This window comes from uncultured Methylophaga sp. (assembly GCF_947259025.1).
In the GTDB taxonomy this organism is placed as follows: Bacteria; Pseudomonadota; Gammaproteobacteria; order Nitrosococcales; family Methylophagaceae; genus Methylophaga.
Genome location: NZ_CAMYKO010000005.1, coordinates 331,161 through 346,861, shown reverse-complemented (window position 1 = coordinate 346,861; position 15,701 = coordinate 331,161). Strand labels below are relative to the sequence as shown.

Genomic DNA, 15,701 nt, shown 5'->3' with positions numbered 1-15,701 from the left:
AAGGTACTTTGCTTTGCAAATTGTTTCAAACAGGATGATTCCATGAGTCAAGTAGCCATAGGTCAGGCAGTACCCGATTTTGAAGTGCCCAGCACCAGCGACAAAACTTTTCGTCTGTCCGACTACAAGGGCAAAAATGTGCTGATTTATTTCTATCCCAAGGACAACACGCCGGGATGCACGACCGAGGGCCAGAACTTCCGCGACAGTATCGACTTCTTCAACGAGCACAACACGGTCATTGTCGGCGTCTCCCGTGACAGTCTGCGCAAGCATGAGAATTTCAAAGAAAAGCAGTGCTTTCCTTTTGAATTGTTGTCCGATGAAGATGAAGCCGTCTGCAAACTGTTCGATGTCATTAAACTGAAAAAGCTTTACGGCAAGGAGCATCTGGGTATCGAACGCAGTACCTTTCTGATTGATGATAAAGGTGTTCTTCTGCATGAATGGCGCAAGGTGAAAGTGAAACAGCACCTGGATGAAGTTAAAGAAGTTGTGGCCAAACTTTAAATAAGCGCCCTACATGCCTGTTTAGAAAAGTTTTTCTATGCACCTTTTTGATCCAGCTTTGAACAGGACTCAATGATAGCCGCACCATAATAGTGCGGCTTTTTTGTGTCTACCAGCGGAAATCGCCGTGATAATAAGCAGTTAATAATCTGGCTTGGGAATTGCTCAATCTGAGTATTCAGTCCAATCGAGAAAAACAATGCAAAACCTGAAAAGTCACGCCATGAACCTAAGCCGGGCAGAAAAAAAATGGCTGCCCTGGTTCGGTGCCGGTGGCAAGCTCGCCATGACACGCTCCACCTTTCTTAATCGTCACAACTACGCCGCCATAGAGAAAACTTTTGAAGGCATTGCCGCAACACGCGTCAAATTGCTGCAACAATGGGCTGCCAGCCAGTGGGATCAGATGGAACTGCTGTCAGAAAATCTACTGGAAACCCTGCCCGAGATTGACAACACTACGCTCAAAGAGCGTCTGCAGGCTGCCCCCGATTTCTCTGAGCTGTTTGTGATTGATATGAGCGGTAAGGTCACCCACTCTACCCACTCTGCCCGCGAGGGGCTCAGTGACCTGTCTCCGCAAGCGGTGGAAAAAGGCTTGCAGGAAGCCTTTCTGCATGGCCCATACATTGATGAAGCTACACTCAAGATTGGCCCCTCCAGCTCCAAATTTCATGACGAAGTCACTTTGATGTTCTACCAGCCGTTGATTCGTGACGGCGAAAAACTGGGCGCGGTTTGTGGGCGTGTGCCCAATGATGTGCTGGGCGATTTGATCCAGCGTGAAGCCGGTCATATCTATACCGAGTCCGGTGACAACTACATCTTTATGGTTGAGTCACGCTTTGATCCGCAACAGCAACAGGGCATTGCCCTCTCCCGCTCTCGTTTCGAGGACAATACCTTTTCCCATGGTGAAAACCTGAAAAGCGGTATCCACACCAACTGGGGCACGGTTAAGGTCAACCGTCACACCGAGTTCGAGATCCGCTTCACGGATCCTGCCACCGGTCAGTTACATCCCGGCGTGCGCGAGACCATCGCCAACGGCAGCAACCTGTTTGTGACCTATCCCGGTTATTCTGATTACCGCCATATTCCGGTGATTGGCAAGGGCGTGACTTTCCAGCTTAAAGGCTCGCCTGATCGCTGGGGCATGATGTGTGAGGGCGATCTGGAAGAGGTTTACCGCCGACGCTCGATCAATGTCAGCCTGATGAAAGGCTTTGTCACCTCAATGGCGGCTTTACTGGGCGTCAATACCGGCCTGCATATGCTGACCGAATTGCCGGATCTGGCCATCACCGGTATATCCGCCGCGATGCTCGTTGTTATCGCCATGCTATATAAGAAGCTCACCACCAACCCGCTTGCCAACCGGCTGGATGAGATGACCGAAGTCATTCGCACTATTGCCGAAGGTGAAGGCAACCTCGCGCAGCGACTCGATGCTAATCAGATGGCCAATGATGAAACCGGTGATATGGGTCGCTGGATCAACAGCTTTATTGATAATCTCGACGGCATTGTCGGCCAGGTCATCAAAACCAGCAGCAATGTCGGCCAAACCAACGAAGCCATGCTACAAACCAACCGCGAAGCCTACAGCGTCTCCAGTGAAGTTGCCGAAGCGATTGAGAAAATGCTGAGCCTGCTGGAAGCCCAGATCAACGATATTGGCAGCGCCTCCAGCACCGCCGAGGCTATGAAAGAAGCCATGGATGAAGTGGTTCGAGATGCCCGCGTGCAGTTTGAATCGGTGAAAAGCGGCACTCAGGAGATCCGGGATGTGGTGGAAACCTCCGCCCGTGCCGTGCAGAACCTGCACAGCCGCACAGCTGAAATCGGCGATATCATCGGTGTGATTACCGAAATCACCAACCAGACCAACCTGCTGGCACTCAATGCAGCCATTGAAGCCGCACGTGCCGGCGAACATGGTCGGGGCTTCTCGGTGGTTGCCGATGAAGTCAGAGGCCTGGCCTCACGCACGGCAAACTCCGCCGAAGAAATTCAGAAGATGATTGAAACCATGCAATCGGAAACGCTGGAAGCGGTCAAATTTATGGAATCAGGCGTGGAAAACGTTGATCGCAGCCTGAAGAAAACCGAAGAAGCCTCATCAGAAAATACCCAGTTGCATGCCCTCGTTGAACAAATGTTTGCCACCATCAAACAACTGGATCAGAACAGCCAGATTCATGGTGAAACCGCCCGCGACGTCGGTCATTCAGCCGGTCTGATGAACCAAGCGATTGATGCATTGCAGCAGCGTTCAGTAATGGTTCGTAACACCGCACAGAAACTGAGCCAGTTGGTGGGTGTATTCCAGGTCAGCCAACGCTGAGTGTGGTAATGCATCAGGCATAGACCGTCATTGCGAGCGCAGTGACGCATTATGCTTAGCTAGTCGATGCGATTGTAGTCTATAGCACGTCATTGCGAGCACAGCGAAGCAATCCAGGCCCCAGTTCAGCTACAGGACCCACAGTGAGGTACCAAACCATTCACGCTGGATCGACAATACAACTCAGGCTTGGACTGCCGCGTCGCTACCGCTCCTCGCAGTGACGATTATCTATCCCTCGTCATTGCGAACGCAGTGAAGCAATCCAGGCCACAGTTCAACTATAATGATCCACAAGGATGTGGCTAATCACCCAGGCCTTGTCGTCAATATGGCTCGGGCCTGGACTGCCACGTCGCTACCGCTCCTCGCAGTGACGGTGTTATCTATCCCTCGTCATTGCGAACACAGTGAAGCAATCCAGGCCACAGTTCGGCTATCGAATCCCACATGGTTGTGACTAATCACTCAAGCCGTGTTATCAATACGACTCGGGACAGGACTGCTGCGTCGCTTTCGCTCCTCGCAGTGACAGTCATTAATACTTACGCTTTGCTCATATCTAAACCACAAATCACTAAACCTCAGGATATCAGCGGCTTTTTTATTGTCGGCAACGGTGAGAGTCATATTCAAACAGGAGAGACAATGTTTAAAAGACTGATTCCGGAAAAGCGCCCGCATAAGATTGCAGCGATTTTTGATCAGCAGAAAAAAGCCAGAGAAGCCGAAGAAACGCTGGTTGACTATGGTCACTTTGATCAGCGGGACGTTAAGCTAATTTACCCGCATGATGAACACGCCGCTGACAAACTGGAGCCGGAAACCCGTGAAATCGGCGCGACTTTGTTCAGCTCTCATCTGATTCTCGGTGCTGCCGGTACTATCATCGGTCTAATCGCTGCGACTTTTGTCAGTCTGTTTGGCCCCACATTCGCTCAGTCCAGCCCTTATCTTTTGCACCTGGCGCTGGGCATGGTCGGTCTTTTCTTTGGTCTGTTTGTCGCAGGTGCCGTGACCTTGCGTCCCGACCATGATCCGCTGATCAACGAAACCCTGGACGCTTCACGCCAGAGTTTATGGGCGGTGATTGTGCAGGCCAGAGACCGCGGCGATCAGCAAAGAGCGCGGCAACTGCTTATGCCCGCAGCGATTTCTGTAACCGACACATTCTGATCATAATCGCGCTATAGAATGACATTTTCATCTGCAGTTGTTTTATCAAAATTTCAGCAGTATGATTGCCGACCCCGTTCCTGAGGCCGGTCTGACTTCGCTAATTTTTGCAGTCTGAAAAAATTATTTTTCAGGCACCAAAATAGGCCAAATCCCGGTAACGCCCAGCCCTGCTGAGCTGGGTCGGGATCACCCCAAAGTTATCCACAAAAAGTGCACAATTTATGTGCAACTTTTCCACTTGCCAAGGCTTCAAAAACACACTATCTTGTGGTTCAATCATTTCGAAACCACAAATTCTAGTGGTTTTGCGATTTTGAACTTTTTCACACAATTGCAGGGAATTCACTATGGCGAGCGAACCAGCACAATCCTACCAACCTAACGCTGCCGAAAGCGGCTACAGCGTGATCCGCCGTAATGGCAAAGTGACCGATTTTGACAGCAGCAAAATTGCTGTGGCGATGACCAAGGCTTTTCTCGCTGTTGAAGGCGAATCTGCCAAAGACAGTCGCCGCATCCACGAAACGGTTAAGACACTGACACAGCAAATCACCGATAACCTGCTGCGTCGTCTTGATGATGGTGGCACCGTCCATATCGAAGACATTCAGGATCAGGTTGAGTTGGCGCTGATGCGTGCCGGTGAATATAAAGTCGCCCGCGATTACGTGCTCTATCGTGAGAAACAGGCCGAAAAACGTGCCGAAGAAGAAAAGCGTCATCCTCAACCGGCCAACGAGACTACCCTGAACGTCACCCACGCTGACGGAACGCGCCACCCACTGGATATCGACCGTCTGCAAGACCTGCTCTCCGAAGCCTGCGAAGGTCTGGCCGAAGTCGACCGTGACCGTATTCTGCGTGACACCCAGCGCAACCTATTTGATGGCGTGAAATCATCAGACGTGGAAAAAGCCCTGGTCATGGGTGCGCGCACTTTCATCGAAAAAGATCCCGCCTACAGCACCCTGGCTGCTCGCCTGCTGATGGACGGTATCCGCCGTGAAGCACTGAGCTTTGTTTATGGCACCTTCCGCCAGGCCAAGCAAAGTGAAATGGCCGATATTTACCCAGACTATTTCAAAACTTACATCCATGCTGCCATTGAAAACGAACTGGTCGACTCCGAGCTGGGCCTGTTCGATTTAGAGCGTCTGGGTAAAGCCCTGAAACCGGAACTGGACTTCGAATTCACCTACCTGGGCCTGCAAACCCTGTACGACCGTTACTTCATTCACCATGACGGCACCCGCTTTGAACTGCCACAGGCGTTCTATATGCGTGTGGCAATGGGTCTGGCGATTAACGAAATCGACCGTGAAGAGCGTGCTATCGAGTTCTACAACCTGCTGTCGAGCTTCGACTTCATGAGCTCCACACCGACCCTGTTCAACTCGGGCACCCTGCGTCCGCAGCTGTCTTCCTGCTACCTGACCTCGGTACCGGATGATCTCAGCGGCATTTACAGCGCAATCCGCGACAATGCCCTGCTCTCCAAGTTTGCCGGTGGTCTGGGTAATGACTGGACCCGTGTTCGTGGTCTGGGCGCGCACATCAAAGGCACCAACGGTAAATCACAAGGTGTGGTGCCGTTCCTGAAAGTCGCCAACGACACCGCTGTCGCTGTGAACCAGGGCGGTAAGCGTAAAGGCGCGGTCTGTGCCTACCTTGAAACCTGGCACATCGATGTCGAGGAATTCCTCGATATGCGTAAAAACACCGGTGACGACCGTCGTCGTACCCACGATATGAACACCGCCAACTGGATTCCGGATCTGTTCATGAAACGGGTCGCCGAAGAAGCCGAGTGGACGCTGTTCTCACCGGAAGAAGTCTCCGACCTGCACGATCTGACTGGTCTCGACTTCGAGAAAGCCTACACCGAATACGAAGCCAAGGCTGACCGTGGTGAAATCCGCAACTACAAGCGTATGCCGGCCGTCGATCTGTGGCGCAAGATGCTGGGCATGCTGTTTGAAACCGGTCACCCCTGGGTTACCTTCAAAGATCCTTGTAACATCCGCAGCCCGCAACAACACGTTGGCGTCGTTCACAGCTCCAACCTGTGTACCGAAATCACGCTCAACACCTCGGATAAAGAGATTGCGGTCTGTAACCTGGGCTCGGTCAACATGGTCAAGCACATTGACGAGAACGGTCAGCTGGATAAAGACAAGCTGCAAAAAACCGTTCGCACCGCGATGCGTATGCTCGACAACGTGATTGAGTACAACTACTACAGCGTGCCTCAGGCGCGTCACTCCAACCTGCTGCACCGTCCGGTGGGTCTGGGCATCATGGGCTTCCAGGATGCGCTGTACAAACTGCGTGTCCCGTACGCTTCTGATGAAGCCGTGCAGTTCGCTGATGAATCCATGGAAGCGGTCAGCTACTACGCCATTGAAGCCTCTTCTGATCTGGCCGCCGAACGTGGCAAGTACCAGACTTACGAAGGTAGCCTGTGGAGTAAAGGCATTCTGCCGATTGACTCTATCAAACTGCTGAAAGAGTCACGCGGCGAATACCTGCAACAGGACGAAAGCCAGACGCTGGACTGGGCGATGCTGCGTGACAAGATCAAACGTCAGGGCATGCGTAACTCCAACACCATGGCGATTGCACCGACGGCCACCATCTCCAATATCTGTGGTGTCAGTCAGTCCATCGAACCTACTTACCAGAACATCTTCGTGAAATCGAACCTGTCCGGTGAGTTCACCGTGATCAATCCATATATGGTGGAAGATCTGAAAGCACGCGGCCTGTGGGATGAAGTCATGATCAATGACCTCAAATACTTTGACGGCAGCCTGCAGGACATCGACCGCATTCCTGACGAACTCAAAGCGCAGTACACCACCGCCTTTGAAATGGATGCGCGCTGGTTGATTGAAGCAGCATCACGTCGTCAGAAATGGATTGACCAGGCACAAAGTCTCAACCTTTACATGGCCGAGCCATCAGGTAAGAAGATGGACAACCTGTACAAACTGGCCTGGGTCCGTGGCCTGAAAACGACCTACTATCTGCGCTCGATGGGTGCGACCGGTGGCGAGAAAACCGCTGCCCCTACCCCGCCACCATCAGCGACAGAAAAGCCTAGCGGCCCAACACCGGTTGCCAGCAGTCCGGCGTCATCAGCGCCTGCTGCCAGCAGTGCAGCCAGCGGTCCGGCATTAGCCAGTGCCGCTGCTGAACCGGTCGAAACCGAAGAGTTTCTGGGCGAAGGCATGGAAGCACCCAAAGCGTGCTCAATTTTGGAACCAGACTGCGAGGCATGTCAGTAATGTTGAATTGGGATGATCCGTTCTCAGCACCGATTGCCGGTACCACTGAGGCTAAAAAGCAAAAAGAAGAACAAATCGAGGAATCCGCACCGGCAGCCCCTGCCGCCAATGATCTCAGCGAAGCCCCCGCTTCCGCTGAGGTCAGGCAAATGCCGATGAATAATGCCGAACCGGTGAATGTCGATGACAAACGTGTCGTTAACGGCGACACCGACATTAACCAACTGGCACCGTTCAAGTATCCGTGGGCGTGGAACTACTTCCTCAACGCCAACAAAAACCACTGGACGCCGCTCGATATCAATATGGCGCAGGACGTTCACGACTATCGTCACAAGCTGACGATGGAAGAACGCCACGTCTATGAAAACGTGCTGTCCTACCTGACCACCTCCGATATTCTCGCCATGCGTAACATCGGTCTGGCAGTGATGGAAAAGATGGCCGCGCCCGAGCTGCAAATCTACCAGGCCCGTCAGGTTTATGAAGAAGCGCTGCACACCTGGACTTACCAGCACTGTATCGAAACCATCGGTCTGGACCAGTCGGAAATCTACAACCGCTACCGCGTGGTGCCGGAGATTTACCAGAAGATTAAACTCGCTAATGACAAGCTGAATACCGTCATGCGTAGTGATATCGATCTGCGTGATCGTGACGAACTGGAAAACTTCGTCATGTCCTACGCTTTCTTTGGTGCGATTTTCGAAGGTAGCTGGTTCTATAATGGCTTCTCGCCGATCTTTGCCCTGCAACGTCGCGGCCTGATGAAAGGCACCGCCGAACAGCTGCAATACATCATGCGTGACGAAGTCATGCACGCCTCCTTCGGTATTCGCGTCTGCAAGCAAATCATGAAAGAAGAAAACATCCAGATGGATCCCAAGAAAATCCAGCAGATGTTTGAAGAAGCCGATGCCGCCGAAGAAACCTACGCCGGTTACATTCTGCGAGACCCGATCCTGGGTTACTCAAAAGAAATGCACCACGGCCAGTTCCGTTTCACCGCCAACCGCCGCGCCAAGGCGCTGGGCTTTGAAGAACCGTTCCCCGGTGCTGAAGCTACCCTGCCCTGGCTCGATGAACAGGCCAATATGCGGAAGGAGAAAAACTTCTTCGAGACTAAAGTCACCGAGTATCAGACTGGTGCGGGTCTTAAGTGGGACTAAAAAATCAAGCCTGTAGAGACGGGCATAAGTTGCAGACTTGCGACCATAAGCTGCAACTTTCCACCCTAAAAATATAGACGTTCAAGGGAGAAGCTCAATGGTCTGGAACTTCCACCAATATTACGCTAACCGCTCAGATGGACTGATAGGAAAATTACGCCTCGACGAGGCTCATACCACAAGTCTCAAGAGGCTACGTTCACTGGTAAGGTCTAGGATAAAAGATGTATTTGATGAGGCAAAAACTATTGCTCGCATGTGCGAGCGTAATAATTTCACCTTCGAAAGCGTCAAGATTGAAGTATCAAAAAGCTTACTTAGATACCTAACACCTGAGACTCAGACAGAGATTACTCGATTGTTGAGCACCATGGACGACAAGGCTAGGAAGTCTTTTATCTCCCTAAACCCTCGATTCAGAACACAAGGTAGTTTTCAGTATGACACTTTAAACAAGCCTTATGTTACTCCCCCACAAGAAATGGATATTGACGATGGCACCTATTTACCAATGGAGCTATTTGATGAACGACCAGTAATTGGACATCGTTTACTCATTTTACTCGTCGACTCAGCGCTGCTCTCATTGGTTGCTGAAAATAATAACTGGAAATTCACCCCCAAACGTACTTGCGCTCGGTTACAAATTCCGCAGCATAATACTCATATTGATGTACCAATGTATGCCGTTCCAGTAGACCAATTCAAACAAAAAGAAGCAGCGTTAAAGGCTCAACTGTCTTTTTCAGACTCTTACATTAATATCAATGAGCTGCTAACAGGTCGTGAATCTCAATATCAACTTGATTCAAACTCTGTGAATCTTGCCGTACGTGAAGGCGAAGAGAAATGGATAAAAAGCGATCCGAAAATTGTTGAAGACTGGTTCAATGAGAGCTGCATACGCATTGGCAAACATTTACGCAGCTTATGTCGTTTTATGAAATCATGGCGTGATGTACAGTGGTCCGATGGGGGGCCCTCCTCAATAGCCTTGATGACCGCCACTGTGAATGTTTTAGACTCGTATCCGCATGATAAGAGTGACATGGACTCAGCTATGCGACTTTTAGTTGAGAAATTACCCGTTGAATTTACCTCGGGCATAAAAAGTCCAGATCCCACCAGTGATAGTTTTTTATTCCCACCTTCCCATCAACATGGTGTTGATGAGATTGATGTGATGGGTAAACTTGATCTTCTAAAAGTTACTATCAACAGTGCTTATAAAGCATTAACAAAGTCTGAAGCACTGGATATGATGAGTCAGATGTTCGGTGACTGGGTTACTAATTCTGAATTGATCATTGCTAAACAAGCAACTCCCGCATTCACGAATGAGCCCACACTAACATCAAAGCCAAAACGTATAAGCCCTACAATGTCTAGTGGTTAACAGTATCTTGAGTGAACTGCACCAAATTTTATTGGGGTTGGGTTACTGCTACATCAGTTCGAACAAACTTCCCAAAGATTCTCCCATATTAAAATATAGTCACTCCACTGGTTTCTACCAAAAAGAATTTGTTACATCAGGTGGGAAATTCTGTGTTCTATTAGATATTTCCAAAGATCCTCACCTTCTGCTGCCAACAGCCTGTCTATTGAGTATTCCAGACCACTATAAGGGGCGACTTCTACCACATATAAACTTTGGTTGGTTCCTTTGTTATGTCGAACAAATGGAGGCTGATTGGGATCCTAATGATTTATACAGCACTTACTACTGTGTAGACACCCAAATAAAGGAAACACTGCAAATTGTTGCAAACAGTAACAGTGAAAGTACAGATCAAGGACTTGAGGGAGAGTTTTCAGCTTACTGGCTTGCTGACAGGACTGTTTATCTTCTTTCTCAAACGCAACCATTACAGGCAAAAACTCTAGATTTATGTATAGTTAACCAAGAGAAAAAATCCCGCTGGGTCTTATTTGATCAGAATGATGTTGCCGAATATCAAAAATGGCTGCATCTCAATCAATTTAATGAGACAAAGAAATATACATGCTCTTCCAGTTGCTTTAGGGTTAATCCTAAAAAACTGTCAGGTTTATCTTGGCCTCCAGAAAACTTCAAGGCATTCTTAGCTTGGTTAACTGAGGTGGATTCACACACTTTATCGAATCTTTTACAGTATTTCGCAGCCCACACCAAGAAAAGACATTTTTTACTCTTTGACGTCTTAGGATATGGACTGATAGCGCTTTACGTTGCAATCAATAGCAACAAAGCAGCTCTCAAAAGTTACAGTGGCAAACATCGAAAAACCAAGAAAAACCCCAGGAAGCTCAGAGAAGCAAATCTATTGTCAGTTCTGAAAAATCCTCTAGTGGTTGAACAGTTCATCCGGTTAAGGGTTGAAAAACTAGATAAAGAGTCGTTGCTCGCACGCAATCGCCCTCGCCCCGAAGTGGGCGATTTACGTACTAAGAAAATCGCTTTAATTGGATGTGGAACAATCGGTGGATACCTAGCACCGCTTTTACTTCGCTCAGGTGCAGGTTGTGGTGATGGTTATTTACATTTATACGACCCTGGTATTTTCGAACCGGAAAATTATGGCCGTCACTCATTAACCTCTGAAGCTTTTCAAACAAACAAGGCCGAAGCCACTACTAGAATGCTGCATCAGTCCATTCACTTCACGACCAGCATAGAGGCCTTTAACAGTTATTTTCCTATAACTAAAATTAACCTGAGGAAATATGACATCATTATCGATGCAACTGGAAGACCAACTGTGTCTAAGCGACTTGCCTGTGTTGTTCGTGAAATCGATAGTGGTGCGAGGCCAGTAATCATCCATGGTTTCAATGATGGGTTTGGGCGTGCATCAAAAGTATTCATTGATAATGGCCAGTCATGCTTTGGATGCTTAATATCCGAGAGAGGTTTTTATAAAAATGGTACTGATCTCAGATTTGAAAATTTAAACCGTCACAATGAACAACGAATATCCTGTGGCTCAACCTTCACACCGTATGATGCTGCGGTCAGTGTTGTCACGGCAGGCCTGATGCAAGAAGCCGCTCTGTACACACTTGAGCACCACTTTGAGTGGACATATAAAGAACATTTCTTTGATGGAAGTAGAGCTAGAAAGCCAAAAATTCTGTCACAAAACGATAATTGTGTAGTTTGTAATGCATGAGACGGATCTGACTTTTAAAGATAGTGATGGAAACTTGGTTGTTATCATATCCTCAGCATACAAAAAGTTATATTTTCATAGACAAATGAACCTGGAAAATGATGAAGCTGCTGGCGTACTTATAGGTGAGCGTCGAGGGGAGCACATCATCATTAGGCATATTTCTGAACCTGGGCAAGGTGACATCAGAACAAGGTTTTCAGTTAATCGCAAGGGACGTCATCATCAATTAGCCGTGAATCAGGCTTTCTATGCATCCAAAGGAATACTCAATTATGTTGGCGAATGGCACACTCACCCTGAAGATGTCCCATCTCCTTCATTGCTCGACTTAACAAGTTGGAAAAAAAACTTAACAGATCCAGCCCCCTCAATACTCTTAATTATTGGGCGAAGGAATATTTGGGTAGGGAAAAAGCTTGGTAATCAAATAAAAGCATTGTCCCTACACACTCAGGAATAAAGAATCACTTTGCAAATTACCTATAACCGAACATTTGGATTGGTGACATAATTATGTATAGGCTCATACCTAAATCATGGTGGTATGGAATCTTAATCGGCTACAGCCTTTTTCTAGTTGTTTTGATTTCATTGTGTGACCTTGTTGATGCATCTAAAGTGGATGTAGTTAGGTTCTTTGTCATGTTGATTTATTTTTGTTTTACCCTCTGGTTTGGAGCCTCATCACATTATTCTGGCTGGAGAATGCTATGGAGGAAGTTCCCTGCATTAAATAATCATGTTTTCCCCGATATTAATGGCATATGGGTGGGATCAAGTGAGTCAAACTGGCCAATCATTGAGTGCGTAAATCATGCTGCCCTATCAGGTGAAAAAATTTCGGCAGAGAAGCTTAGTCAAATTGAATTAAAAGCCGATAAGATGGTGCTAGAGATAAAAGCATCTCTTTTTTGTGTCAAAATTAAAGGAAAACTTAGCAGTACCGATGCTGACTCGTTTAGCCTTTCCTCATCAATGCTCAGAAAACATGATGCAGACACTGTCAACCTTGTTTATGTATATGAACAAGTAACCCCTAAACCTGAAAACTCTGATCAGGACACTCACAGAGGTGCAGCAGATCTTGCTTGGTCTGCATCAACTCCAGACCTTCTGACTGGAGTTTATTGGACCCGACGCATGTGGTGGAAGGGCCTAAATACAGCAGGAAATTTAAAGCTTACCAGGCTCACTAGTAAGATTGTAAAGGATGCGCCGCTTTCAAAATATCTATAGTCCGCAAACAAGATAATGATTTTCTTGCTTTTACACTGGCATTGTCACATTAAACGACCATAAGTTGCATTTCTGATACCACTAACCTATATTCACTCAAGTATTTGGCATAGCAAAGAGCCACACTAAAGGAGTATTTGGGTGAGAAAACCTGCAAGGAAAATCAACAATGGCGGTAGAGATCGTGTCATTGGAAATTTTCCCAGTTACAAAATGGGGTGCATGGTTGAATGGGACTCACAGGTAGAGCGTGATTTCCTTTTTTACCTTGAATTCGATGATGATGTAATTGAGTACCATCCTCAACCCATTAAATACCGTTACTCCCTCAAGAATAAATATCATAATCATTTCCCTGATTTCGAGGTTGTCCGCAGGTCAACGCCCAAACTGAAATATGTGGAAGTGAAAACGTATTCCACCACACAAAAACCCGAATTTATTGAAAAAACTGCTGCCATTACAGCAGCGATGGAACGAGACGGTTTCGACTATGCTGTCGTAACAGATGTTGATCTTCGCGTTCAGCCTTTATTCGGTAATCTCAAATTGCTATATCGATATATCTGGCAGGAACTTCCGCCAGTAGAGACTAATTCACTTCTGAATGATGTTAACCGAATTCACAACGGTATTCTCACTCTCTCTGATCTTAAATATCTTGCAGAGTCACACGGACTTCAACTCGTAGACTGTTACGCCGCTATAGCGAAAAAATACTTTGAGTTTGAGCTGGCAACTCACCCACTGGGCCCGGATACACTTCTCAGACTCAGTCAGGTGCAGATTAATGGCTAATTATAAATTTGAAGTGGGTGCAAAGGTACTCATGGGAAAACGGGTTTATGAGATCACCTCAACCCAAAAAAACAAAACATATCAGCTTACAGATCTCAAAACAGCCATCAACTCATACTTTAGGGAAAGTGAGCTGCACTCAAAGCTTAACAATGGGCAATTGACCTTTCTTGATGATGATGAAATTGACTTAACATCAATCACGGAAACATCACCCTTAGTGGACTTTCAAGCCCACCCCAAACATTTAAAAGAGAATGCACTGAGGAAATTAGCTTATGTCAATGAAGCAAAACACTTCTATGATGTCCGACTAACCCAGAAACAAAAGCTTGACCTGATTAACCGTGTAGCAGAAGAAATTCAGGACTCAAAACCACCAAAAAGCTGGACCACCATCACACGTTGGATCAAAAGCTACATAAACTCTGATGAGAATATTAATTCCCTGGTTGATGAACATTTTAAAAAGGGAAACAGAACGCCGCGTTTCGGTATTGAGGTCGAAGCCCTTATTCAAAAGGCAATCGATCATTACTTAACCCGCGAAAGACCAACAATTAAAAAATCATATAAGCGCCTTGCTACTTTAGCTTGGGAGTCTGAAATAACGCATTATCCTTGCTACGATTCTTTCCGTAAGCGTATTGAAGCTTTAGACCAATTTCTTGTTTACGAGAGAAGGTTCAATAGAAGGACTGCAGAAAGAATTTTCAGGTATTACGGTGCAGGCTCCAGACCCACAAGACCATTGGAGATTACAGAGATCGATCACACCCCGATTCCATTTTGTGTTGTTGATGATGAAACAAGGCTCCCACTTGGACGCCCGACACTAACAACACTAATTGATAAATATTCCAAGATGGTCTTGGGCTTTTATCTGAGCTTCTCCCCACCCAGTATTCTTAGTGTGATTGAATGTTTAAGACATGCCATTTTGCCAAAAGAAGAACTCAAGATTATATATCCAAATATTCAGCTAGATTGGCTTGCTTACGGTATACCTGAAGTCATCTTAGTCGATAATGGCAAAGAGTTTTTAAGTAACGATTTTAATGAGATTTGCGGGAGTTTGGGGATACAAAAACCGCGCTCTCCTCCAAGGCACCCTTGGTATAAAGGCCTCGTTGAAAGACATTTCAGAACGATTGCTGATGGATTACTGAATGACATACCGGGTAAAACTTTTAACAATATTTTTGAAAAGCATGAGTACGACCCTCAGAAAGATGCCATCATCAGCTTTAGTGCATTAGTAGAAATTGTTCATCAGTGGATTGTAGATATATACAATAACAGCAAAAATAGCAGCACTAATGTTCCTCCCAATACTCTGTGGAGTTCAGAGATAGAGTGGTACCCACCCCGCATGCCTAAAAGCCTTGATATGCTTCGAATTACGTTGGGTAAAACGGAGGAACGTAGTCTGCAGCACTATGGAGTTGACTTCGAATCGCTCAGATATAACTCAAGGGAGTTAAGCTTATTGAGAAGAAAGTTGAAAGACGGTAATAAAGTTAAAATTAAATACGACCCTAGTGATATTGGACAAATCTTTGTCTTTGACCCATTCAAAGAGGTCTATATTGTTGCTCCTTGCCTCGACCTTCAATATGCAAGTAACAAAACCTTGTTCCAACATCAGATGATAAAAAAATATGCTGCGCAAAATTTTGATTCAACAGACATTGATGCACTGATGCATGCGGAAAAGAGAATTCAGGAAATTATTGAGAATGAGAGGCAAGTAACTAAAAGCATCAGAAGGGCTTCAAAAAAAGCTCGTTATCGCAATGTGGGCCAGCAAACTCAACGCCAACTCACCTCGGTACATGACTCACAAAATACCTATGCTGGGTTATCTGACTTCGGTAAAAACACAGCACGTCAGATATTAGAAGAAAGCATTTCACATCAAAGCTCAGCATTGCCCGGTATATCAGATGACGATCTGGATGAACTCTACGAGGACAGTGCTGACTGGCAAGCTGACTATTCTCTAAAAAAAGATTAAATA

Annotated in this window: 11 protein-coding genes; all 11 read left to right on the top strand. The window is 46.9% G+C overall.

Annotation, left to right across the window (positions count from 1 at the left end; translation table 11 throughout):
* Nucleotides 1-42: 42 nt before the first annotated feature.
* Entirely contained in the window at nucleotides 43-510 is a 468-nt protein-coding gene (bcp, locus tag Q0X64_RS07625; RefSeq protein ID WP_297810838.1) for a thioredoxin-dependent thiol peroxidase, read from the top strand.
* Between the two features lie 199 nt (nucleotides 511-709).
* A complete protein-coding gene (locus Q0X64_RS07620; RefSeq protein ID WP_297810835.1) occupies nucleotides 710-2,857 on the top strand; it encodes a methyl-accepting chemotaxis protein in 2,148 nt (715 codons plus the stop codon).
* Nucleotides 2,858-3,505: 648 nt separating this feature from the next.
* Nucleotides 3,506-4,033 carry a hypothetical protein gene (locus Q0X64_RS07615; RefSeq protein WP_297810832.1) on the top strand — a complete coding sequence of 176 codons (528 nt, stop codon included), beginning with the start codon at nucleotides 3,506-3,508 and terminating at the stop codon, nucleotides 4,031-4,033.
* A gap of 350 nt (nucleotides 4,034-4,383) precedes the next feature.
* Entirely contained in the window at nucleotides 4,384-7,323 is a 2,940-nt protein-coding gene (locus Q0X64_RS07610; RefSeq protein WP_297810830.1) for a ribonucleoside-diphosphate reductase subunit alpha, read from the top strand.
* Nucleotides 7,323-8,492, top strand: coding sequence for a ribonucleotide-diphosphate reductase subunit beta (locus Q0X64_RS07605; protein WP_297810827.1), 1,170 nt, complete (start codon nucleotides 7,323-7,325; stop codon nucleotides 8,490-8,492). Before Q0X64_RS07610 ends, Q0X64_RS07605 begins: the two co-directional genes overlap by 1 nt.
* A gap of 97 nt (nucleotides 8,493-8,589) precedes the next feature.
* The gene (locus tag Q0X64_RS07600) at nucleotides 8,590-9,888 is read left to right on the top strand and encodes a CBASS cGAMP synthase (protein WP_297810825.1); all 1,299 of its coding nucleotides are present in this window, start codon (nucleotides 8,590-8,592) and stop codon (nucleotides 9,886-9,888) included.
* 7 nt (nucleotides 9,889-9,895) lie between these two features.
* Nucleotides 9,896-11,644: an E2/UBC family protein gene (locus Q0X64_RS07595; protein WP_297810821.1), complete on the top strand. Its 1,749-nt coding sequence runs from the start codon at nucleotides 9,896-9,898 to the stop codon at nucleotides 11,642-11,644.
* Nucleotides 11,637-12,107 carry a Mov34/MPN/PAD-1 family protein gene (locus tag Q0X64_RS07590; RefSeq protein ID WP_292437968.1) on the top strand — a complete coding sequence of 157 codons (471 nt, stop codon included), beginning with the start codon at nucleotides 11,637-11,639 and terminating at the stop codon, nucleotides 12,105-12,107. The genes Q0X64_RS07595 and Q0X64_RS07590 overlap by 8 nt, the downstream gene beginning before the upstream one ends.
* Nucleotides 12,108-12,160: 53 nt before the next feature.
* Nucleotides 12,161-12,883, top strand: a complete 723-nt coding sequence (locus tag Q0X64_RS07585) for a hypothetical protein (RefSeq protein ID WP_297810816.1) — start codon at nucleotides 12,161-12,163, stop codon at nucleotides 12,881-12,883.
* 141 nt (nucleotides 12,884-13,024) lie between these two features.
* On the top strand, nucleotides 13,025-13,681 hold the full coding sequence (locus tag Q0X64_RS07580; RefSeq protein WP_297810813.1) for a TnsA endonuclease N-terminal domain-containing protein: 657 nt from the start codon (nucleotides 13,025-13,027) through the stop codon (nucleotides 13,679-13,681).
* Nucleotides 13,674-15,698 carry a Mu transposase C-terminal domain-containing protein gene (locus tag Q0X64_RS07575; protein WP_297810810.1) on the top strand — a complete coding sequence of 675 codons (2,025 nt, stop codon included), beginning with the start codon at nucleotides 13,674-13,676 and terminating at the stop codon, nucleotides 15,696-15,698. Before Q0X64_RS07580 ends, Q0X64_RS07575 begins: the two co-directional genes overlap by 8 nt.
* Nucleotides 15,699-15,701 lie beyond the last annotated feature (3 nt).

Bases quoted from the DNA above. Each gene is read 5' to 3' on its own strand.
- Q0X64_RS07585 (WP_297810816.1), top strand. From the start codon at position 12,161: ATGTATAGGCTCATACCTAAATCATGGTGGTATGGAATCTTAATCGGC.
- Q0X64_RS07620 (WP_297810835.1), top strand. From the start codon at position 710: ATGCAAAACCTGAAAAGTCACGCCATGAACCTAAGCCGGGCAGAAAAA.
- Q0X64_RS07615 (WP_297810832.1), top strand. From the start codon at position 3,506: ATGTTTAAAAGACTGATTCCGGAAAAGCGCCCGCATAAGATTGCAGCG.
- bcp (WP_297810838.1), top strand. From the start codon at position 43: ATGAGTCAAGTAGCCATAGGTCAGGCAGTACCCGATTTTGAAGTGCCC.
- Q0X64_RS07575 (WP_297810810.1), top strand. From the start codon at position 13,674: ATGGCTAATTATAAATTTGAAGTGGGTGCAAAGGTACTCATGGGAAAA.
- Q0X64_RS07600 (WP_297810825.1), top strand. From the start codon at position 8,590: ATGGTCTGGAACTTCCACCAATATTACGCTAACCGCTCAGATGGACTG.
- Q0X64_RS07590 (WP_292437968.1), top strand. From the start codon at position 11,637: ATGCATGAGACGGATCTGACTTTTAAAGATAGTGATGGAAACTTGGTT.
- Q0X64_RS07610 (WP_297810830.1), top strand. From the start codon at position 4,384: ATGGCGAGCGAACCAGCACAATCCTACCAACCTAACGCTGCCGAAAGC.
- Q0X64_RS07605 (WP_297810827.1), top strand. From the start codon at position 7,323: ATGTTGAATTGGGATGATCCGTTCTCAGCACCGATTGCCGGTACCACT.